Genomic DNA, 20,712 nt, shown 5'->3' with positions numbered 1-20,712 from the left:
CTGACCACCTTCCACGCGTCGCGTCTCAAGGAAAATGCCTTGATGGGACGGCGCGGCCCCCTCGCTTATGGACCGTTTCAAGCAGATCGAGACTTTCGTGACCGTCGCGGCCAAAGGCAGCCTGTCCGCTGCGGCTTCGGCCGAAGGCGTGGCGCCGGCCATCATCGGGCGACGCATCGACGCGCTCGAAGAGCGTCTCGGCGTCAAATTGCTGGTGCGCACCACGCGCAAGCTCACGCTGACCTTCGAAGGCTCGGCCTTTCTCGAAGACTGTCAGCGCATCATTCACGAGATGCAGAATGCGGAAGCCAGCGTGTCGGCGGGCGGCGTCAAGGCGAGCGGCCATCTGCGGCTCTCCGCGCCCGCGGGCTTCGGACGCCGGCACGTCGCGCCACTGGTGCCGGCGTTCACGGTCGCGCATCCGGACGTGTCGATCACGCTCGACCTGTCCGACCGGCTCGTCGATCTGGTCAACGAGGGTTTCGACTGCGCCGTGCGTCTCGGCGAATTGCCGGATTCGTCGCTGGTGTCGCTCAGGCTCGGCGAGAACCGCCGGGTTTGCGTCGCGTCGCCCGCGTATCTGAGCCGGCGCGGTGCGCCGCACAGCCTCGCCGATCTCGCGCATCACAACTGCCTCGCGCTCGGCGCGAGCGCCAACCAGCAGCGTGGCTGGATGTTCCAGCAGGACGACAAGGTGGTTTCGATCAAGGTGTCCGGCACGATGGAATGCTCGGACGGCGCGGTGCTGCACGACTGGTGTCTCGAAGGCTATGGTCTCGCGTGGCGCTCGTGGTGGGAGGTCGGTACGGACATTGCGGCGGGGCGGCTCGTCAGCGTGCTCGACGAATTCGCCGCGCCGCCCATCGGCATTCATGCGGTGTTTCCGCAGCGCCGCCATCTGCCGCTGCGCGTGAGACTGTTTCTGGACTTTCTCAAGCATACCTATGGACATCCCGGCTATTGGGGCTGACGCCGCGCGATCTCGCCCGCCGATTTGCGCCGCGCCGAACAAGGGGTTTCCGATATGCGGACAGACCCTCGGCGGATCCTTCGGCCCGATTCCGCGACCTACAATCGATTGAAGCGGCTTGTACGCCGAGCCTCGTTGGACGCTGACGCCGCGCTGCGCGCAGCCGGCGACGGAGGGCATCATGTTCAGGCACATTCTGGTTCCGACGGACGGTTCAGACCTGTCTCGCAAAGCGATCGAGGGCGCCATCGATCTCGCGCAAGCCGTCGACGCGCGCGTGACCGCTTATGCATGTCTGCCGCAATATCCGTACTCGCCGTTCTCCGACGTGGTGGTCGAACCGCCGTCCGAATTCCTGCAGCGCAGCGAACGCGAAGCGCGTGTGCATCTGCGTGAAGTGGAAATGGCGGCGCGCCGTGTCGGCGTCGCGGTTCATAGCCGGACCAGCGTGCACCCGGCGCCGTATCTCGGCATCATCGAGGCGGCCGAGCAGGGCGGCTGCGACGTGATCTTCATGGCGTCGCATGGGCGCCGCGGTCTGGGCAGCCTGCTGATCGGCAGCGAAACGCAGCGGGTGCTCACGCATACGAAGATTCCGGTGATCGTGTATCGCTGAATTGAAGCCGGCAAGATTGAGGCGGACAAGATTGAAGCCGACAAAAAAACGCGCCGGCGGTGAGGCCGGCGCGCGCTGTGTTCGCCGCACAATGCGTTGTGCTGGCTTTGTCCCGCTGCTGCTGTCTCTCCCAGATTCCAGCCGCCGGCGCTGATCGACTGATGCATGCCCCGACGGCTTGCTCCTCCCTGTGACGGCGCCTTTCTGACGAAGGCTGCTAGTCCGTCTGTCTGCCTTGTTCCTTCGCTAAGACCGCGGGGCTGCTTACGCGACCCGCTTGTCGAAGAACTGTTCGTCTTCCGTCGAGCCGTGCAGCGCGGTCGTCGATGCTTCGCGTTCGACCGTTTGCGTCACGGCATCGAAGTAGCCGGTGCCGACTTCGCGCTGGTGCTTGACTGCGGTGAAGCCCTTTTCGGCCGCAGCGAATTCAGCCTGCTGCATTTCGACGAAGGCGGTCATCTGGTTGCGGGCATAGCCGTGCGCGAGGTTGAACATCGAGTAGTTCAGCGCGTGGAAGCCGGCCAGCGTGATGAACTGGAACTTGTAGCCCATCGCGCCGAGTTCGCGCTGGAACTTGGCGATCGTTGCGTCGTCCAGGTTCTTCTTCCAGTTGAACGACGGCGAGCAGTTGTACGACAGCAGTTGATCCGGGTATTCCTTGTGGATCGCGTCGGCGAATTTCTTCGCGAACTCGAGGTCCGGCTTGCCGGTTTCGCACCAGATCATGTCGGCGTACGGCGCGTAGGCGAGGCCACGCGAGATTGCCTGTTCGAGACCCGGCTTCGTGCGGTAGAAGCCTTCCACCGTGCGCTCGCCGGTCAGGAACGGCTTGTCGTTTTCGTCGATGTCCGAGGTGATCAGGTCGGCGGCTTCCGCATCGGTACGCGCCAGCAGCACGGTCGGCACGCCCGAGACGTCGGCGGCCAGACGCGCGGCGGTCAGCTTGGCGATGTTTTCGCGGGTCGGCACGAGCACCTTGCCGCCCATGTGGCCGCACTTCTTGACGGAGGCGAGCTGGTCTTCGAAGTGCACGCCGGCAGCGCCCGCTTCGATCATCGCCTTCATCAGTTCGAACGCGTTCAGCACGCCGCCGAAGCCCGCTTCCGCATCCGCCACGATCGGCGCGAAGTAGTCGATATAGCCTTCGTCGCCCGGGTTCTTGCCTTCCGACCACTGGATCTGGTCGGCACGCGTCAGCGTGTTGTTGATGCGCTTGACGACGAGCGGCACCGAGTTCGCCGGATACAGCGACTGGTCCGGATACATTTCCCCGGCCACGTTCGCGTCGCCCGCGACTTGCCAGCCGGACAGATAGATCGCCTTGAGGCCGGCCTTGACCTGTTGCATGGCCTGGTTGCCGGTCAGCGCGCCGAGCGAGTTGACGAACGGCTCGTTGTTCACGCTTTCCCACAGCTTTTGCGCGCCGCGCTTGGCGAGCGTGTGCTCGACCTGCACCGAACCGCGCAGGCGGATCACGTCTTCCGCCGTGTAGCTGCGCTTCACGCCTTTCCAGCGCGGATCCGTTTCCCATTGCTGCTGAAGTTGTTTGGCTTGTTCCTGACGGGACATGATTTGCTCCTTGGTTGCCTGTAATGAATAAGTGACTCTGTCGACCAGAGTTGGCGCTTCGACGCTTACTCCGGTCCCATGCAAACTTGCAGTCTTCGTTGAAGCGGTCGGCCTGATCGGGCGTTCCGTTTCGTGAAGTCTTATATAAGAGTCTAGGCAAATCGAGGAACACGCAACAGTCGCTGAGAGATGTTTTTTGAATATTTATTTTTGTTTATAATCAGTGATTTATAGCGTTCGTTTCACATCAAGAAACGATTTTTCCCATCTTGCAACAGGTCGTCTTGTGCCGTGCAGCACGATTTTTTACGACGCAAAAAAATTTTCCACATCGTGAAATTTAGGGCTGCCGGAGCGACGGGCGAAAAAAAACCGGCGCGTAAGCACCGGTTTCTTCCTGCCGACGAACAGCACGAAGCTGTCCGGGTCATCTTTCAAGCTGACTGAGTACTTGTTGGGCGCTGCAACGGTACGAAAACCCGAAGCAGCGTGCGCCCAGCCCAGTACTTAGCTGCCGCGACGCGCCGTACGCGGACCGTCGCTACGGCGTGCGCCGTAGCCGCCGTCGCGCGAACCGCCGCCGAAGCCGCCTTCACGCGAACCGCCGCCAGCCGACTTGCCGGCCCAGCCGCCGCCGTTGCTACCGGTGCCGCTGCGCGCAGCGCCGCCGTTGCCGGCCGGCTTGCCCGAGCCGCTACCGAAGCGACGGCCACCGCCGTTGCCGCCGCCCGGACGGCCGCGGCCACCAAAGCCAGGACGGCCGTTACCCGACGGTGCCGACTTGCGCGGCTCGAAGCCTTCGACCACATTGACTGCCAGCGGGGTGCGCACGAAGCGCTCGATGCGCTTCAGCGCGCCCTGTTCCGCGTGATGCACGAGGCTCACCGCGATACCCGAGCGGCCGGCACGGCCAGTACGGCCGATGCGGTGCACGTAGTCTTCGGCGAACTTCGGCAGGTCGTAGTTGAACACGTGCGTGATGCCCGGAATGTCGATACCGCGAGCGGCGACGTCTGTTGCCACCAGCACGCGCACGCGGCGCTCGCGCAGCGCGCGGATCGTGCGGTTACGCGCGCCCTGCGGCAGATCGCCATGCAAGGCGGCCGATTCGAAACCGGCATCGGCCAGACGGCCGGCCAGCTGGTCGGCATCGATCTTGGTTGCCGTGAAGACGATAGCCTGATCGAGGCCGGAGTCGCGCAACAGATGGTCGAGCAGACGGTCCTTGTGATCGCGGTCGTCGACGTAATGGACGGTTTGCGCGATGTTGGTGCGCTGCTCCATGCGCTGAACGATTTCGATACGCTCCGGGTCCTTCAGCAGGCGGCCGGTCAGCGAAGTGATCTTGCCGTCGAGCGTGGCCGAGAACAGCATGGTTTGACGCGTAGCCGGCGTAGCGGCAACGATCGTTTCGATGTCTTCGATAAAGCCCATGTCGAGCATGCGGTCGGCTTCGTCGAGCACGAGGATCTGCAGTTGCGACAGATCGATGCGGCCGCGCTCCAGGTGGTCGATCAGACGGCCCGGCGTGGCGACCAGGATTTCCGGGTTCTTCGCGAGCAGCATCAATTGCTGGCCGTAAGCGACGCCGCCCAGAATGCTGACGGTGCGCAGGCGTTTCAGGTGCTTGCCGTAAGTGGCGGCGGCGGTGGTGACCTGCATTGCGAGTTCGCGGGTCGGCGTCAGAACCAGCATGGTCGGACGGGCAACCGGTTGCGGACGGCGCGTGCGGGCGCCGTCGGCCGGACGCGGCTCACGCGGCTGGCCGGCCTGCGTCTTTTGCAGTTGCGAGAAACGTTCGATGGCGGGCAGCATGAACGCGGCGGTCTTGCCCGAACCGGTCGGGCTCGAGACCATCAGGTCACGGCCGGCGATGCCGGCGGGAATCGCGCGTTGCTGAACCGGCGTGGGGTTCTGATAGCCAGCGGCGGTCAGCGCGGAGACGACGTCCGCGGACAGACCGAGCGACGCGAACGACGGGCCGGTCGGTGCTGCGGCTTCAGCGACGACGGCTTCCGGGGCGGCAGCGATGGCTGCGGCTTGCGCGGGTGCGTCGGCGAGACCGAGTGCCTGGTCGGCGATGGCGTTCAACGGGCTGCTGGGGGTGTTGCTCGAAGTCATGAGAATCCTTGGTAAATCCTTGGTACACACGGAATTAAAACGTCGGCGCCAATCGGCATACCCAAGTCGTCGGATTCAGCGAGCAAAGAAGCAGCGAGCAAATCGAAAAACGGGGGCAGCTCGCGACAATGAAGGCGAGCTTTTCGTTAGAAGCTGTATCGGATGCGACATGCCAACACGGCGTGCCGCCAGCCTGGGACATGATCGCCCGTAGGGGGCTAGGCAGGAGGGGACAGGTTCTAAACTGGATTGGAGCTAAACGCTACGAGGCGCTGCGCCGCAAAGGCCGCTAGAAGAAAGCCGGGCAAAGCAGTGAAGCGCAGGCAGCATTGTATAGGGTTTTGCTGCACCGCGCCACTGTTAGGAAACTTCCTGGCAGAAAAATTGCAGCGGAAGGCGACCGGAGGGCCGCCCGATTGCCGGTCGGGCCGCCCGTTACCGCTTCGGAGCCGCTTCAGAGCCGCTTCAGAGCCGCTTCAGAGCCGCTTCAGGCCGACGCGCCGCTCTTCAGCGATTCGACGAGGTCGACGTATTGCTGCTTCGCGGCGTCCTGCGCGGTGCCTTTGAGCGCGGCCCACGCGTCGTACTTGTATTTGCCGACGATGTCGGTGAAGCCCGGCTTGTCGCCGTGAACATCGCCTTCGCTAGCCTGCTTGAAGAGGGCGTACAGACGCAGCAGCGTGAGGTTGCCCGGGCGTTCCGGCAGTTGTTTTACGTCTTCCTGGGCCTGGGTGAACTGGGAGTCGATATCGGTCATTTGGGTTTGCCCGCCGGGCGGGGTCGGGTTGAGGTCGGCTGACGATCATAACAACTGCATGCCGCCGTGAGGTTGAAGGCTTATTCCAAACATCGGCGCAGGCCCGGGTGCGAAGCCGGATCACCCGAGGGGAAATCCGGACCGCCCACGCCGCAAGCCAAACCACATCCGCGCGTGCAGTGCCGATTACAATACGGTCCATGACTGAAACCGTGCTCCTTGCCCTCGATACTTCAACCGAATTCTGCTCGGTGGCGCTTGTGTCGGCCGCCGGCCATGCAACCGGCGCCGCGCCTGCCGCCTCTGGACAGCCGCGCACCGAACCGCGCGTCTGGGTGCGCCACGAGCAAACCGGCGCGGTGTCCAGCACGCGCCTGCTCCCCGCCATTCGCGAACTGTTCGACGAAGCCGGCCTGAAACTGGCGGACTGCGACGCTATCGCGTTCGGTTCCGGTCCGGGCTCGTTCACCGGCTTGCGGACGGCGACCGGCGTCGCCCAAGGCCTCGCGTTTGGCCTGAATCTGCCGGTCGTGCCGATCAGCACGCTGCTCGCGTGTGCCGAAAGCGCGCGTCTGCGCGATCCGTCGGCCGCGCGCGTGCTCGCCGCGCTCGACGCCCGCATGGACGAAGTCTATTGGGCCGACTACGCCTGGGACGATGCGCAGGGCGAATGGCGCGCGGTCCAGCGGGCTTCGCTCGATGCGCCGGACCGGCTCGCGTTGCCCGACGTTCCGTTCACGCTGGCGGGCAACGCCGCCGCGGCCTTCGGTGCGCGGCTGCCCGCGCTCGCTGCGGCGCGCAGCGTCGACGGCGAAGCGTTGCCGCACGCCGTGCCGCTCGCCCACGCCGCGCTGCGCGCGTTTCGCGCCGGCCGCACGGTCCCTGCGGATCAGGCCGCGCCCGAGTACGTGCGCGACAAGGTCGCCCAGACCACGGCCGAGCGGGTCGCCGAAAAAGCCGCCAGACTCGCGCACGATGTCCCTCACGGCGAGGGCCGGCAATGAGTGGCGTGTTGCTCGCAGACCGGTACATGTCGCCGATGACCGAAGGCGATCTGGACGAAGTCGCCGCCATCGAAAAGATCGCTTACGAGTTTCCCTGGAGCCGGGGCAATTTCGGCGACTCGCTGCGCAACGGTTACTTCGGCGTCTGTCTGCGCCACGTCACGGGCACGCTGATCGGTTATTGCGTGTTGATGCCGGTCGTCGACGAAATGCATCTGCTCAATCTGTGCGTGACGCCGGCGGCGCAAGGCGCCGGCGCCGGGCTCGCGCTGCTGCGCGAAGCGGTGCGCATTACCCGCGCTGAAAAACTCGAGGGCCTGCTGCTGGAAGTGCGGCCGTCGAATCATCGGGCGATCCGGCTGTATGAGCGCTTCGGCTTTGCGTCGATCGGCCGGCGCAAAAACTATTATCCGGCGCGACATCGCAGCCGGGAGGACGCCATCGTGATGCGTTTCTCGTTTGCCTCGGAGGGCGCAGATGGCGCTGCATGAATCGGTACTGGAAGAGTTCGGACTCGCGCCGCTGTGGGTGCGTCGCGGGATGGCGGCGGCCCCGCAAGCGGCTGCTGAAGCGCAGGCCGAAGGCGGAGCCGGAGCCGACGCCGGAGCCGCGCAGGGCGTTGGCGACACGGCCGGCCAGGGTGCGAGCCGCGACGATGTGCGCGGTGCGGCGCGCGGGTTGCCGCCCGCTGCGCGCTCGCATTCGCGGGAAGCCGCGCCGGCCTCTGCGCTTGCGGAGGAGGAAACTGCGCCGCCCGCCGCGCGCTCGCGGGAGAGTGGGTCGGCGGCAGTGCGCACGCAGGAAACCGCGCCGGCCGCGTCGCGAGCAGGCGAGGCACGACGGGCCGATGCCGCGCCGGCACAGAGCGAACGCCGCGCGCCGCCTGCACAGGATGCGGCGCAGGCGGCGCCAGGCCGGGCACAAACGCCCGCCGAAACGCGTCAGCCAAAGCAACCGCAGCAGCCATCCCGCACACCCGAGCCGCCGGCATTCGACGCCCCACCGGAAGATGATTTCGCATGGTTCGACGACCTGCCGACCCACGCGCCAGCAGACGCAGCCGACGCCGCGCCCCCAGCCACCGCGATCCACACCCTCGACTGGGACGCGCTGAGCGAGCGCGTCGCCGCCTGCCGGCTTTGCCGTCTGTGCGAGAAGCGCACGAACACGGTGTTCGGCGTCGGCGATCGGGGTGCCGACTGGATGCTGATCGGCGAAGCGCCGGGTGAGAACGAGGACCGTCTGGGCGAGCCGTTCGTCGGCCAGGCCGGCAAGCTGCTCGACAACATGCTGCGTTCGCTGACGCTCGCGCGCGACGCCAACGTCTATATCGCCAACGTGATCAAATGCCGGCCGCCCGGCAACCGCAATCCCGAACCGGACGAAGTCGCGCGTTGCGAGCCGTATCTGCAACGTCAGGTGGCGCTGGTCAAGCCGAAGCTGATCGTCGCGCTCGGCCGCTTTGCGGCGCAAAGCCTGCTGAAAACCGACGCGAGCATTTCGTCGCTGCGAGGCCGCGTGCACGAATACGAAGGGGTGCCCGTGATCGTGACGTACCACCCGGCGTATCTGCTGCGCAGCCTGCCCGACAAGGCGAAAGCCTGGGCCGACCTGTGCCTCGCGCGCGACACGTGGCGCGCGGCGGGCGGTGTGCCATCGAACGCGTCGAACGCGTCGAAGTGACGACTGCCGGGGAGCCGGCGGCCGGTTCCTCCGGCGCGCCCGGCATCGATGCCGCGAGTCGCGCTACGCTGCTCGACAGCCTGCATGATTCTGCCGTGCGCGATCTCGCATGGTTGCTGCTGAGTGCCGATCTGTTGCGCCCGCAACCACCGCTGGGCGTGCTGGCGAATCCCTTTGAAACGCAGCATGAGGCGCGGGCAACCGTCGACTGGCTGCGCGCGCTCGACGCCGCGCCTGAGCCCTTGCATCACGACCTCGCGGCAACGCGCACCACGCGACTCGGCCGCTATGCCGAACGGCTGCTCGGCTGGTTCCTGCAGCACGGACCAGCGGCGCGGCTGGTGGCCGCGGGCGTGCCGCTGCGGCGTGCGGGCGTCACGCTCGGCGAATGCGATTTTCTGGTCCAGACGCAGCGGGGCGCGCGGCTGCATTGGGAACTGGCCGTGAAGTGCTATCTGCATGCCGGTGAAGAGCGGGAGCAGTCGTTTGCGCCGTTGTCCGGTCAGTCATCCGCGCAGTTATCCTCTCAGTTATCCACGCCGCCATCCGCGCCGCCATCCGCGCCGCCATCCAAGCCGTCACCCACGCCGTCACCCGCCCAGTTATCCCACTACGTCGGTCCGAATCTGAAAGACCGCTTCGACCTCAAGCTCGCCCATCTGCTGAATCACCAGTTGCCGTTGAGCGCGCGTGAGGAGTTCGCATCGGTCGGCTACGCAGGGCCGTGGACGCCGCAGATGTTCATCAAAGGCTGGCTGTTTTACCGGCGCGGCGAAACGCCGCTCGAGCCTGCCGAGCTAAATCCGGCGCATGCCCGTGGCTGGTGGGTGACGCGCAGCGATTGGCCTGCATTCGTTGCGGCCGGTACGGAGAAGTGGCGGACGTTGCCGCGGCTGGAGTGGCTCGCGCCGCGGCGGCATGCACCTCATGAGGCGCAGGCCGCAGGATTGATTTTCGCCGATGCGCCAACGCTCGCGGTGCAAACATCGCATCAACCCGGCCCGGCGATGGTCGCCGCGTTCGCCGAGGACAGCGCGGGCAATCTGATCGAGCGCTCGCGCGGCTTTATCGTGCCGGACGAGTGGCCGGAGCAGGCCCAGAACTACGCGCGGCAGTAGCCGCGGTTAAGTGAAAAAACGCGTAAGCCGGCCGACCCGGCCGGTCAATTCCCGCGCACGACGCCCCTCACCACCACCGATAGAAATGATGCACCGGCCCGACGCCGCTACCGACGTCGAGTCGATCGCTCGCTTGCAGCGCGCCGGTCAGATACTGCTTCGCATCGGCGACGGCGCTTGCCAGGTCGCCACGTTGCGGAATCAGCGCCGCGATCGCCGACGACAACGTGCAACCCGTCCCGTGCGTATTCTTCACCGGCACACGCGGGCCGCCCAGACGCAGCGCGCCGCTCTCCTGCACCAGCCAGTCCGGACTGTCCGCCGCGCTCAGATGGCCGCCTTTCATCAGCACCGCGCGGGCGCCGAGCGCGCGCAGCGCTTCGCCTTGCTCGACCATGCCGGCTTCATCGGTCGCGGCTTGCACGCCGAGCAACGCGGCGGCTTCCGGCAGGTTGGGCGTGAGCAGATCGGCGAGCGGCAGCAATTCGTCGCGCACCGCCGCGACCGCGTCCGGCAGCAGCAACGCATGGTTGCTCTTCGAAATCATCACCGTGTCGAGCACGACGTGCTTCGGCTTGTGCCGGCGCAGCGCGTCGGCCACCGCGCGGGCGATCGGCGCATTCGCCAGCATGCCGATCTTCACCGCGTCGATGCGGATGTCGTCGAACACCGCGTCGAGTTGCGCGGTGACGAAGCCGGGGTCCGGCGCGTGAATCGCGGTGACGCCGCGCGTGTTCTGCGCGGTGAGCGCGGTGATGACACTCGCACCATACGCGCCGAGCGCCGAGAAAGCCTTCAGGTCGGCCTGAATGCCGGCGCCGCCGCCGGAATCGGAGCCGGCGATCGTCAGCACATTGGGAATCGGTTGAGTCATGGCAAAGCGAGGAGGAAAGAAGGCGCGGGCACCGGCGCGAGCCGAAACCCGCTGCGGATCAGTGCTTGACTTCGCCGATCAGCGCGACCGAGTCGAACGCGCGCTGGTTGGCCTGGTGACGCCGCATGACGAACCACATCATCACGCAGACGAAGGTGCCGAACAGCACGATCACCGCCGTGACCGGCACGTCGAGCCACACGAGCACGGCATACAGGCACAGCATGACGAGCACGGACAGGTTTTCGTTGAAGTTCTGCACGGCGATCGAGTGACCCGCCGACAGCAGCACGTGCCCGCGATGCTGCAGCAGCGCGTTCATCGGCACGACGAAAAAGCCCGACAGGCCGCCGACGATCATCAGGAAAATGTACGCGACGATCAGATAGCCCGGCACATGCATGCGGCCGAAATAGAGGCCCCAATGGGCAGGGAACAGGTCGCGCGTGTAGAACGCCATGAGCATCACGGCGATGCCCATCATGATGCCGACCGGCAGCACCGAGAGCGACTTCTTCAACGGTACGCGCGAGGCCGCGAAAATCGCGCCGGCCGCCACGCCCACGGCGACCACCGCCTGCAGGATCGCGGCCTCGGAGAGCGACATGTTGAGCGACACCTCGGCCCACTTCAGCACGATGAATTGCAGCGTTGCGCCGGCGCCCCAGAACAGCGTGGTGACGGCGAGCGAAATCTGGCCGAGCTTGTCGCGCCACAGCACGAGAAAACAGTCGGCGAAATCGGTGACGAGCTTGATCGGGCCGCGTTCCTGTTTCGGATAGCGGGCGCCGGTGTCGGGAATGCGCAGATTGAACAGCGCGGCAATGACGTAGATGGCCATGATGACCAGCATCGCCGCCTCGGCGGGTGTGTTGACGGTGGGAATGTGCTGCCGCAGGATTGGCGCGGCGATGTGCGGGCTGATGAGCGCTCCGCCGAGCACGGTGCCGAGAATGATCGAGCCGACGGTGGTGCCTTCGATCCAGCCGTTCGCGGCGACCAGCCGGTCAGGCGGCAGCAGCTCGGTGAGAATGCCGTATTTGGCGGGCGAATAGGCCGCCGCGCCGAACCCCACGATGCCATACGCAATTAGCGGATGCGCGCCGACCAGCATGGTGATGCAGCCGACCACCTTGATGGTGTTGGTGACGAACATCACGCGTCCTTTCGGACGGGAGTCGGCGAAGGCGCCCACGAAGGCGGCAAGAACGACGTACGACAGCACAAAGAACAACTTGAGCAGCGGCGTCATCCAGTTCGGGGCGTGAAGATCTTTCAGCAGTGCGATAGCGGCGATCAGAAGCGCATTGTCGGCCAGCGACGAAAAAAACTGCGCGGCCATGATGGTGTAAAAACCTTTTTTCATCTGATGCGATGCTGTCCTCGCTGCGGTCTGTCCGCCCCGGCCGCTGATTGAGCGTCCGGGCTTATACCGTTCGAAATGGGTTGTGCGCACGGCTTTATATCACGAAAATAGCTGGATTCGGACTAGCAAAATCCTTGATCGCACCGCCCAGCGGGCTACCTGGCTCTGAAAACGCCCTGTAAGCCGCTGATTCGCAAGCGTCTTTACGAAAATATCTCATGCCGCGCCCCCTTTCAGCCACGATCCACACCTCCGCTCTCGCCAATAATCTCGCCGTCGCCCGGCGTTACGCACCGAAATCCAAAATCTGGGCCGTCGTCAAGGCCAATGCTTACGGGCACGGTCTTGCGCGCGTTTTTCCGGGCTTGCGCGCAACCGACGGCTTCGGGTTGCTGGACCTGGAAGAAGCCGTGAAGTTGCGTGAACTGGGCTGGGCCGGGCCAATTCTTCTGCTCGAAGGCTTTTTCCGCCCGACCGATATCGACGTGATCGACCGCTACAGCCTGACCACCGCGCTGCATTCGGACGAGCAACTGCGCATGCTGGAAATGGCGCGCCTGTCCAAACCGGTCAACATCCAGTTGAAGATGAACACCGGCATGAACCGTCTCGGTTACACGCCGGAGAAGTTCCGCGCCGCGTGGGAGCGGGCGCGCGCTGCCCAGGGCGTCGGCCAGATCACCTTGATGACCCATTTCTCGGACGCCGACGGCGACCGCGGTGTCGACTACCAGGTGGAGGCATTCGAGCGCGGCGCGCAGGGCATTGCCGGCGCGCGCAGCCTCGCCAATTCAGCGGCCACGCTGTGGCATCCTGCCACGCACTTCGACTGGGTGCGCCCGGGCATCATCCTGTACGGCGCGTCGCCGTCCGGCGTGACGGCCGCGATCGAAGGCACGGGTTTGCAGCCGGCCATGACGTTCGCCTCGGAACTGATCGCCGTGCAAACGCTCCACGAAGGCCATACGGTCGGCTACGGTTCGTCGTTCAAGGCGCGCGGCTCGATGCGCATCGGCGTGGTGGCGTGCGGCTACGCGGACGGCTATCCGCGCGTCGCGCCGGAAGGCACGCCGGTGATCGTCGAGGGCGTGCGCACGCGGATCGTCGGGCGCGTCTCAATGGACATGCTCACCGTGGACCTGACGCCGATTCCTACCGCCAACGTCGGCTCGCGCGTCGAACTGTGGGGCAACGCGCTGCCGATCGACGACGTCGCGCAGGCCTGCGGCACCATCGGCTATGAGCTGATGTGCGCCGTGGCGCCGCGCGTGCCTATGCGCGCGGAGTAAGGCGAGGAGTAAGCGCGCGGGTAAGGGCGAGGGTAAGGGCGGGACAAGGCAGGGCGGCACTGCGGCCAACGGATCGCCCGTCGGCCGTTTCAATGTTTCAATCCAAAGAACAGCAACTCAGGCAACGAGCGCGTGGCTAAACCCAAGACGGTGTACATCTGTAGTGAATGCGGCGGGCAATCGCCGAAATGGGCCGGTCAGTGCCCTTCGTGCAATGCGTGGAACACGCTGGTCGAGTCGGTGGCGGAAGCGCCGTCCACGCACCGCTTCCAGTCGCTCGCAAAGAGCGCGCCGGTGCGCCGACTCGCCGATATCGAAGCGTCCGACGTGCCGCGCTTCACCACCGGCGTGAGCGAATTCGACCGCGTGCTGGGCGGCGGTCTGGTGCCGGGCGGCGTGGTGCTGATCGGCGGTGATCCGGGCATCGGCAAATCGACGCTGCTGCTGCAATCGCTCGCGGAAATCGCCGCCGACAAACGCGCGCTCTATATCAGCGGCGAAGAATCCGCCGCGCAGATTGCGTTGCGCGCGCAACGACTTTCACTGCTGGAACCGGGTTCGAGGGCGAGCGAGCTGCAACTGCTGGCGGAAATCCAGCTCGAAAAAATTCAGGCGACGATCGCCGAGCAGCGACCGGACGTCGCGGTGATCGACTCGATCCAGACGGTCTATTCCGACGCGCTGACTTCCGCGCCGGGCTCGGTCGCCCAGGTGCGCGAGTGCGCGGCGCAACTCACGCGGATCGCCAAGCAGTCGGGCACCACCATCATCATGGTCGGGCACGTGACCAAGGAAGGTGCGCTGGCGGGGCCGCGCGTGCTTGAACACATCGTCGACACGGTGTTGTACTTCGAGGGCGATACGCATTCGTCGTACCGTCTGGTGCGCGCGATCAAGAACCGCTTCGGCGCGGTCAACGAACTCGGCGTGTTCGCCATGACCGAGCGCGGCTTGCGCGGCGTGGCCAATCCGTCGGCGCTGTTTCTGTCGCAGCACGAGCAGTCGGTGGCGGGTTCGTGCGTGCTGGTGACGCAGGAGGGCACGCGGCCGCTGCTGGTCGAAGTGCAGGCGCTCGTGGACGCCGCCAACGCGCCGAATCCGCGGCGCCTTGCGGTCGGTCTCGAACAGAACCGGCTCGCGATGCTGCTGGCGGTGCTGCACCGTCACGCCGGTATTGCCTGTTTCGATCAGGACGTGTTCCTGAACGCCGTGGGCGGAGTGAAGATCACCGAACCCGCCGCCGACCTCGCCGTGCTGCTCGCGATCCATTCGTCCATGCGCAACAAGCCGCTGCCCAAGGGCCTGGTGGTGTTCGGAGAGGTGGGTCTCGCCGGCGAAATCCGGCCGTCGCCGCGCGGTCAGGAGCGTCTGAAAGAAGCCGCCAAACTGGGCTTTTCCGTCGCGGTGATTCCCAGGGCCAATGCGCCGAAGCAGCCGATAGAAGGCTTACAGGTCGTTGCGGTCGAGCGGATCGAACAGGCGATCGACCGGGTCCGCACGCTCGAATAGACGGGGCTTCGGGCGCTTCGGGGCGCCTGCTGCTCCGTAATGGCCGGTAAATATCTCCATATTGGCTGTAACCTACCCGACATTCCTTTTTCCTAAGCTGCAAGGGTCTGCATCCCTTCTGATGCCCGAAAAAGGATCGCGCCTTGAAACAGTCATATGAAACCGTAGCCGAGCGGCCGATACACGTGCGCGGCTGCCGCGTCTCCGCGCCCATTCGCCAGCCGTGGGGCGGTGCCTGCCGGATCGTCGAGTGGATCGACACGGCGGGGCAGATTTCACGGCGGGTGGTGGCCGAAGACGCCACTGCCGCCGAAGTCCGTGCGACCATCGACCGTCATGTGGAAGGCCGCAAGCACATGCTGTACGACGATGAAAAGACGCCGCGTCAGACCTTGCCGCGGCAGACGGTGGCGCGGCGCTGAGGTTGTTGGGGCGGGGTGGGCCGCTGCGGAAAGTATTGGGCGGACCTCGTTGCGAGACGAACTGAGACGAACACGCCGCGCGGATTGACTGCCGATTTGCCTTGCCGCCCCAAACTTGATCGCACCCGCGGCGCACATACCCCCACGTTACCGGATCGACCGCTCTTCCCCGTCTTCGCCACTCACATTCGCCGCTTCATCAGCCTGCGGATTGAACAGCGGATGCCGCGCCGCCTCGGCCGGCGTGAGCACCGGCGAGACGCAGCAGTCGAGCGGCTCCAGCATCGCAACCCATTCTTCCAGCGCACGCTTGCCGATCACGTCGGCGAGTTCCTGCGTGAGCGCGGCGGCATCCGGGCCGCCGATGGCCTGGCCGAGGCTCCAGTGGCGCGTGGCCCATTCGGGCCGGTCGAGCGCCATGCAGAGCGTTTCCCAGAACTTCAGTTCGAGCGCGCCGACCGCGAGCCAGCGGTTATCGAGCGTGCGGTAGAGGTTGTAGCAGGGCACGCCGCCATTCAGCAGACTGCCGCCGACGATGGGCGCCGCGCCGTCGTTGGCGAGCGCGACCTGCGCCACGACGTTGTGCGCGTAGGTGACATGCGTCATGGACACGTCGACGAAGCGGCCTTCGCCGCCGCGCGACACATGCCATAACGCCGCGAGAATCTGCGTGACCGCGCTCAGGGCGCCGCCGAGCAGGTCGGCGATCTGGAAATTCGGCAGGATCGGCGCGCCGTCGCGGCCCGCCAGTTGATCGAGCACGCCCGCGTAGCCGATGTAGTTGAGATCGTGGCCGGCATGCTCGACGAACGGCCCGCTCGCACCATATCCGCTGATCGCGCAATAGACCAGCCGGGGATTGATGGCGTGCAACGTTTCGTAGCCGATGCCGAGCCGCTCCATCACGCCGGGCCGGAAACTCTCGATCAGCACGTCCGCTTCGGCGGCGAGCGCGCACAGCACGTTGCGTCCCGCTTCGGATTTGAGGTCGAGGCGCGTTTCGCGCTTGCCGCGATTCACCAGCCGGTAAAACGCGCCGGGCCGGCCGGCCACGCGGTCGCTCGACGATTGCATCATCGTGCGGGTGGGGTCGCCGGCGCCGGGCGCTTCGATCTTCAGCACGTCGGCGCCCAGCTCGGCAAGCCGCAAGGCGGCAACCGGGCCCGGCAGCAGGCGCGTCAGGTCGAGCACACGCAGCCCTTGCAGCGCGGGCGGCGCCGGGGTGGCCGATGAAACGGCCGATGATGCAGGCGTTGAGACGGATGATGTCGCAGAAGACAAGGCCAACCTCTCGTCGATGCCGGCGCGGACCTGAAACAGCGTGCCGCTAGCCGATCTGTTCGAGTTCCTCGTGCGCCTCGAGCCACTCGGCTTCGAGCGCTTCGAGGCGCGCGTTCACATCTGCCTGACGGCGGATCGCCTCCGTCAGTTTGCTTTTCTGCCCGGGCTCGTAACTCGCCGGATCGACGACGAACGCATCGAGCGTGGTCTTCTCCGCGTTGAGCGCGTCCATTTCCTTTTCGATCTTCGTGATCCGGCTTTGCAGCGGCTTTTTCAGGTGCGCGAGCTTCTGGCGCGTTTCGGCTTCGAGGCGCCGCTGTTCCTTGCGATTCACGCCGTTGTCCGCGCCGCCGTCACTGCCGCTGCCGCCATTACCACCATTGCCGCCGTTCGACGCCGTGCCCGCCTTGAGCGCGGCGCGCTGTTCGGCCGCGTGTTGCAGCAGCCAGTCGCGGTAGTCGTCGAGATCGCCGTCGAACTCCTGCAGCCGATGTTTCGCGACCAGCATGAATTGATCCGTGGTGGCACGCAGCAGATGCCGGTCGTGCGAGACCAGAATCAGCGTGCCTTCGAACTGCGCGAGCGCCATAGTCAGCGCGTGACGCGTTTCGAGATCCAGGTGGTTGGTCGGTTCGTCGAGCAGCAGCAGGTTTGGCTTTTGCCAGATGATCAGCGCGAGCGCGAGGCGGGCCTTTTCGCCGCCGGAGAAGGGCGCGATCTTCGAGGTCGCCATCTCGCCGGAAAAATTGAAGCTGCCGAGGAAGTCGCGCAATTCCTGTTCGCGCGTGTCCGGTGCGAGGCGCGCGAGGTGCTGCAACGGCGTGTCTTCCGGACGCAGTGTTTCGAGCTGATGTTGCGCGAAATAGCCGATGCGCAGCCCCTTGCCTTCCCGCACGTGGCCGCCGAGCGGTTCGAGCGTGCCGGCGAGCGTCTTGATCAGCGTGGACTTGCCCTGGCCGTTCGCGCCGAGCAGGCCGATGCGCTGACCGTTCTGGATCGACAGCATGACGTGGTCGACGATGGGAATCTCGACGCCCGGTTCGCTCTCGCTGCGATAGCCGCAGCGCACGTCTTCCATCACCATCATCGGATTCGGCGCGGAATCGGGGGTGCGGAACTCGAACGTGAACGGCGAGGCCGCATGCGCCGGCGCGATCAGCTCCATCTTTTCCAGCGCCTTGACGCGGCTTTGCGCCTGGCGCGCCTTGGTGGCCTGCGCCTTGAAGCGGTTGATATAGCTCTGCAAATGCTCGACCGTGCGCTGCTGTTTTTCGTACGCGCTTTGTTGCAGCGCGATCTGCTGCGCGCGCAGCACTTCGAATTGCGAGTAGTTGCCGCCGTAGCGCTTGATCTGCTGCTGCTCCAGATGCAGCGTGACATTGCAGACCGAGTCGAGGAATTCGCGGTCGTGCGAGATCACGATCAGCGTGCCCGGATAACGGTGCAGCCAGTCTTCGAGCCAGACGATCGCGTCGAGATCCAGGTGGTTGGTCGGTTCGTCGAGCAGCAGCAGGTCGGAGCGGCACATCAGAGCCTGCGCGAGATTCAGCCGCATGCGCCAGCCGCCCGAAAAACTGCTGACCGGCTCGCGCGTCTGTTCGAGCGTGAAGCCGAGGCCGAGCAACAGCGCTTCGGCGCGCGCGGGCGCGGTGTAGCCGTCGGCGTCGGCGAAGGCCGCGTGCGCTTCACCTTCGGCCGCGCCGTCATGGGCGGCGGAGGCGGCGGCAATGCGCGCTTCGATCGTACGCAGCGCGGCGTCGCCGTCCAGCGTGTAGGCGAGGGCGGTCTTGTCCGCGGCGGGCGTTTCCTGCGCGACGTGGGCGATCTGCCAGGTGGGCGGAATTGAAAAATCGCCGCCGTCCGCATGCAGTTCGCCGCGCAGCACGGCGAACAGCGTTGACTTGCCCGCGCCGTTCGCCCCCACCAGACCGGCCTTTTCGCCGGGGTTGAGGGTGAACGTGGTGTTGTCGAAGAGCGGCTTGGTGCCGCGCGCGAGGCTGAACTGGTTAAAGCGGATCACGAAGAGGCCGGCTGGAGAAAACCGCTATTTTAGACTGCCGGGCCCGACACCGGGCGCTCAAGCGGGATCGGCCATTCGGCCGACTGTACCGGCGCAGCTTTTGGCATAGACTGACGGCTTTCACGGGGGGAGCCCATGACATCGATCTATTCGTTTTCGGCACGCACGCTCGGCGGCGAGGAAGTGAGCCTCGAGCAATATAGCGGCAAGGTTTTGCTGATCGTCAACACGGCGAGCGAATGCGGGTTCACGCCGCAATACGCCGGCTTGCAGAAGCTGTACGAGACCTACGCGGCGCGCGGGCTCGCGGTACTCGGTTTTCCGTGCAACCAGTTCGGCAAGCAGGAGCCGGGCGACGCAGCGCAGATCGGCAGCTTCTGCGAAAAGAATTACGGCGTGACGTTCCCGATGTTCGACAAGGTGGACGTGAACGGTGCGAACGCGCATCCGCTATTCCGTTATCTGACGGGCGAGGCGCCGGGCGTGCTGGGTCTCGAGGCGATCAAGTGGAATTTCACCAAGTTTCTGATCGACCGTGAGGGCAATGTGGTGAAGCGTTACGCGCCGCTGACGAAGCCCGAGGCGATTACCGAGGACATCGAAAAGCTGCTGTGAGGCCGCGGTACGGCGACGGTGGCTTGGCGTTGCGTCACGGCGGTCTCTACAGGATTGGCGAAAAGAGCCGCGCCACGTGCATCAGCACGCGCTTCAGGGCGCCTGCCTGCCGGTACTCATTGCGGTCGATTTCGCGCGATTCGGCGAAGTCGGCCAGCAGCATCATTTCGACCTCTTTGGCAAAGCCGCGATCCACGGTCAGCACCATGATCTCGAAGTTCAGCCGGAACGAGCGGTTGTCGAGATTGGCGCTGCCGATGGCCGCGGCCACGCTGTCGATCAGCACGACCTTCTGATGCAGGAAGCCCGGCTGGTAGCGGAAGATCCGGATCCCGGCGCGCAGCGAGTCATATGCATACAGTTTGGAAGCAGCGAATACGACGAGGTGATCGCGCCGGCTCGGAATCAGAATGCGCACGTCCACGCCGCGCAGCGCCGCGAGCCGTAACGCCGAGAACACCGCTTCATCGGGAATCAGGTAGGGCGAGGTGATCCAGATCCGCTCGCGCGCCGCATTGATCGCTTCGACGAAAAAGAGCGAACAGGTCTCCTGCTTGTCGGCCGGGCCGCTCGGCACTACGAGGCAGTGCATGCCCTGGCCGGCCGCGGGGTCGGCGGCCGCAGCGGGCGGCATGTCGAATTCGGGCAACTGCTGCGTGGCCCAGTGCCAGTCTTCGGTGAACACGAACTGGATGCTGGCGACCGCCGGGCCGCGCACTTCGATATGCGTATCGCGCCACGGCGAAAGTGGCGGTTTGCCGCCGAGATATTCCACGCCCACGTTGTGTCCGCCGACAAACGCGCGTTCGCCGTCCACCGAAACGATCTTGCGGTGATTGCGGAAATTCACCTGCAGACGGTTGACGAAGCGGCGATGGGTGGCGAACGGGTGCGTTTCCACGCCCGCCGCGCGCAGTGCCGCCACATAGCGGTGGGGCAGATCGAAGCTGCCGATGCTGTCGTACAGGAAGTAGACGCGCACCCCTTGCTGCGCTTTCGCGATCAGCGCGTCTTTGAGCATCTCGCCGAGCGCGTCGTCGCGCACGATGAAGAACTGCACGATGACGTAGCGGCGCGCGCCCTCGATCGCCTGGAAGATGGCCTCGAAGGTTGCCGCGCCGTTGACCAGCGTGCGCACCGAGTTGCCGGGCAGAAACGGCATGCCGCCGAGACGCGTGAGCGAATGCACGAGCCTGCCGCCGAGCTCCTGCGTGGGCAGCCTTTCCGACGAAGCCTGCGTGTCCCATTCCGGCGGATGCGCGCGCGTGCGCAGCAGTTCGTTCTCGACCCGGCGCGCGTCCGCGTAGCCGGCAAACTTGCTGCGGCCGAGGAACAGATACGGCACCAGCGTCAGATAAGGCATTGCGACCAGCGACACGGCCCACGCAATCGCGCCTTGCGACGTGCGGGTGTTGAGAATCGCATGGCACGCCGCGACCACGCCGAGAATGTGGCAGAGGGCGACCAGCGTGCCGATGTGAAGCAGGTCGAATTGCAT

Annotated in this window: 18 protein-coding genes; 10 read left to right on the top strand and 8 right to left on the bottom strand. The window is 65.4% G+C overall.

Features of this window, described 5'->3' with window-relative positions; all coding sequences use genetic code 11:
• The first annotated feature begins 67 nt into the window (after window positions 1-67).
• Both BXE_RS13730 and BXE_RS13725 read left to right on the top strand, forming a co-directional pair.
• A complete protein-coding gene (locus BXE_RS13730; RefSeq protein WP_011488895.1) occupies window positions 68-970 on the top strand; it encodes a LysR family transcriptional regulator in 903 nt (300 codons plus the stop codon).
• A gap of 181 nt (window positions 971-1,151) precedes the next feature.
• Window positions 1,152-1,586: a universal stress protein gene (locus BXE_RS13725; RefSeq protein WP_011488894.1), complete on the top strand. Its 435-nt coding sequence runs from the start codon at window positions 1,152-1,154 to the stop codon at window positions 1,584-1,586.
• Between the two features lie 264 nt (window positions 1,587-1,850).
• Here the strand turns inward: BXE_RS13725 and aceA are convergent, their stop codons facing one another.
• From aceA to BXE_RS13710, 3 genes are all read right to left on the bottom strand, one after another.
• Window positions 1,851-3,155, bottom strand: coding sequence for an isocitrate lyase (gene aceA / locus BXE_RS13720; RefSeq protein WP_007181400.1), 1,305 nt, complete (start codon window positions 3,153-3,155; stop codon window positions 1,851-1,853).
• 507 nt (window positions 3,156-3,662) lie between these two features.
• The gene (locus tag BXE_RS13715) at window positions 3,663-5,276 is read right to left on the bottom strand and encodes a DEAD/DEAH box helicase (RefSeq protein ID WP_011488893.1); all 1,614 of its coding nucleotides are present in this window, start codon (window positions 5,274-5,276) and stop codon (window positions 3,663-3,665) included.
• Window positions 5,277-5,763: 487 nt separating this feature from the next.
• Entirely contained in the window at window positions 5,764-6,033 is a 270-nt protein-coding gene (locus BXE_RS13710; protein WP_011488892.1) for an acyl-CoA-binding protein, read from the bottom strand.
• 200 nt (window positions 6,034-6,233) lie between these two features.
• Between BXE_RS13710 and tsaB the strand changes: the two genes are divergently transcribed.
• From tsaB to BXE_RS13690, 4 genes are read left to right on the top strand one after another with little or no spacing between them, the layout of a single operon-like run.
• Window positions 6,234-7,037, top strand: a complete 804-nt coding sequence (gene tsaB, locus BXE_RS13705) for a tRNA (adenosine(37)-N6)-threonylcarbamoyltransferase complex dimerization subunit type 1 TsaB (protein WP_011488891.1) — start codon at window positions 6,234-6,236, stop codon at window positions 7,035-7,037.
• On the top strand, window positions 7,034-7,528 hold the full coding sequence (gene rimI, locus BXE_RS13700; protein WP_011488890.1) for a ribosomal protein S18-alanine N-acetyltransferase: 495 nt from the start codon (window positions 7,034-7,036) through the stop codon (window positions 7,526-7,528). The genes tsaB and rimI overlap by 4 nt, the downstream gene beginning before the upstream one ends.
• The gene (locus BXE_RS13695; protein WP_011488889.1) at window positions 7,515-8,720 is read left to right on the top strand and encodes a uracil-DNA glycosylase; all 1,206 of its coding nucleotides are present in this window, start codon (window positions 7,515-7,517) and stop codon (window positions 8,718-8,720) included. Before rimI ends, BXE_RS13695 begins: the two co-directional genes overlap by 14 nt.
• Entirely contained in the window at window positions 8,717-9,838 is a 1,122-nt protein-coding gene (locus tag BXE_RS13690) for a DUF1853 family protein (protein WP_011488888.1), read from the top strand. Before BXE_RS13695 ends, BXE_RS13690 begins: the two co-directional genes overlap by 4 nt.
• A gap of 67 nt (window positions 9,839-9,905) precedes the next feature.
• On the opposite strand, the gene thiD is transcribed toward BXE_RS13690, so the two are convergent.
• Both thiD and lplT read right to left on the bottom strand, forming a co-directional pair.
• Window positions 9,906-10,712: a bifunctional hydroxymethylpyrimidine kinase/phosphomethylpyrimidine kinase gene (gene thiD, locus BXE_RS13685; RefSeq protein WP_011488887.1), complete on the bottom strand. Its 807-nt coding sequence runs from the start codon at window positions 10,710-10,712 to the stop codon at window positions 9,906-9,908.
• 58 nt (window positions 10,713-10,770) lie between these two features.
• Window positions 10,771-12,078, bottom strand: a complete 1,308-nt coding sequence (lplT, locus tag BXE_RS13680; protein ID WP_007181408.1) for a lysophospholipid transporter LplT — start codon at window positions 12,076-12,078, stop codon at window positions 10,771-10,773.
• Window positions 12,079-12,296: 218 nt separating this feature from the next.
• Between lplT and alr the strand changes: the two genes are divergently transcribed.
• The 3 genes from alr (at window position 12,297) to BXE_RS13665 (ending at window position 15,298) form a co-directional block, all read left to right on the top strand.
• Window positions 12,297-13,367: an alanine racemase gene (gene alr / locus BXE_RS13675; protein WP_011488886.1), complete on the top strand. Its 1,071-nt coding sequence runs from the start codon at window positions 12,297-12,299 to the stop codon at window positions 13,365-13,367.
• Window positions 13,368-13,499: 132 nt separating this feature from the next.
• Window positions 13,500-14,876, top strand: a complete 1,377-nt coding sequence (radA, locus tag BXE_RS13670) for a DNA repair protein RadA (RefSeq protein ID WP_011488885.1) — start codon at window positions 13,500-13,502, stop codon at window positions 14,874-14,876.
• A 143-nt stretch (window positions 14,877-15,019) separates the two neighbouring features.
• Window positions 15,020-15,298, top strand: coding sequence for a DUF2866 domain-containing protein (locus BXE_RS13665; RefSeq protein WP_038457735.1), 279 nt, complete (start codon window positions 15,020-15,022; stop codon window positions 15,296-15,298).
• Between the two features lie 147 nt (window positions 15,299-15,445).
• Here BXE_RS13665 and BXE_RS13660 read toward each other — a convergent pair whose 3' ends face one another.
• Window positions 15,446-16,504 (bottom strand): CaiB/BaiF CoA transferase family protein, encoded by a 1,059-nt coding sequence (locus tag BXE_RS13660; RefSeq protein WP_049782240.1) that lies wholly within the window; start codon window positions 16,502-16,504, stop codon window positions 15,446-15,448.
• Between the two features lie 121 nt (window positions 16,505-16,625).
• On the bottom strand, window positions 16,626-18,599 hold the full coding sequence (locus BXE_RS13655; protein ID WP_011488882.1) for an ATP-binding cassette domain-containing protein: 1,974 nt from the start codon (window positions 18,597-18,599) through the stop codon (window positions 16,626-16,628).
• Between the two features lie 135 nt (window positions 18,600-18,734).
• Here BXE_RS13655 and BXE_RS13650 point away from each other — a divergent pair, with 135 nt between their 5' ends.
• Window positions 18,735-19,214, top strand: a complete 480-nt coding sequence (locus BXE_RS13650; protein WP_007181414.1) for a glutathione peroxidase — start codon at window positions 18,735-18,737, stop codon at window positions 19,212-19,214.
• Between the two features lie 46 nt (window positions 19,215-19,260).
• Here BXE_RS13650 and cls read toward each other — a convergent pair whose 3' ends face one another.
• On the bottom strand, window positions 19,261-20,712 hold the full coding sequence (gene cls, locus BXE_RS13645) for a cardiolipin synthase (protein WP_011488881.1): 1,452 nt from the start codon (window positions 20,710-20,712) through the stop codon (window positions 19,261-19,263).

The sequence above is a fragment of the Paraburkholderia xenovorans LB400 genome (assembly GCF_000013645.1).
GTDB lineage: Bacteria > Pseudomonadota > Gammaproteobacteria > Burkholderiales > Burkholderiaceae > Paraburkholderia > Paraburkholderia xenovorans.
This window is presented reverse-complemented; position numbering and strand designations above follow the sequence as displayed.

Bases quoted from the DNA above. Each gene is read 5' to 3' on its own strand.
- BXE_RS13730 (WP_011488895.1), top strand. From the start codon at position 68: ATGGACCGTTTCAAGCAGATCGAGACTTTCGTGACCGTCGCGGCCAAA.
- BXE_RS13725 (WP_011488894.1), top strand. From the start codon at position 1,152: ATGTTCAGGCACATTCTGGTTCCGACGGACGGTTCAGACCTGTCTCGC.
- aceA (WP_007181400.1), bottom strand. From the start codon at position 3,155: ATGTCCCGTCAGGAACAAGCCAAACAACTTCAGCAGCAATGGGAAACG.
- BXE_RS13715 (WP_011488893.1), bottom strand. From the start codon at position 5,276: ATGACTTCGAGCAACACCCCCAGCAGCCCGTTGAACGCCATCGCCGAC.
- BXE_RS13710 (WP_011488892.1), bottom strand. From the start codon at position 6,033: ATGACCGATATCGACTCCCAGTTCACCCAGGCCCAGGAAGACGTAAAA.
- tsaB (WP_011488891.1), top strand. From the start codon at position 6,234: ATGACTGAAACCGTGCTCCTTGCCCTCGATACTTCAACCGAATTCTGC.
- rimI (WP_011488890.1), top strand. From the start codon at position 7,034: ATGAGTGGCGTGTTGCTCGCAGACCGGTACATGTCGCCGATGACCGAA.
- BXE_RS13695 (WP_011488889.1), top strand. From the start codon at position 7,515: ATGGCGCTGCATGAATCGGTACTGGAAGAGTTCGGACTCGCGCCGCTG.
- thiD (WP_011488887.1), bottom strand. From the start codon at position 10,712: ATGACTCAACCGATTCCCAATGTGCTGACGATCGCCGGCTCCGATTCC.
- lplT (WP_007181408.1), bottom strand. From the start codon at position 12,078: ATGAAAAAAGGTTTTTACACCATCATGGCCGCGCAGTTTTTTTCGTCG.
- alr (WP_011488886.1), top strand. From the start codon at position 12,297: ATGCCGCGCCCCCTTTCAGCCACGATCCACACCTCCGCTCTCGCCAAT.
- BXE_RS13650 (WP_007181414.1), top strand. From the start codon at position 18,735: ATGACATCGATCTATTCGTTTTCGGCACGCACGCTCGGCGGCGAGGAA.
- cls (WP_011488881.1), bottom strand. From the start codon at position 20,712: ATGCAATTCGACCTGCTTCACATCGGCACGCTGGTCGCCCTCTGCCAC.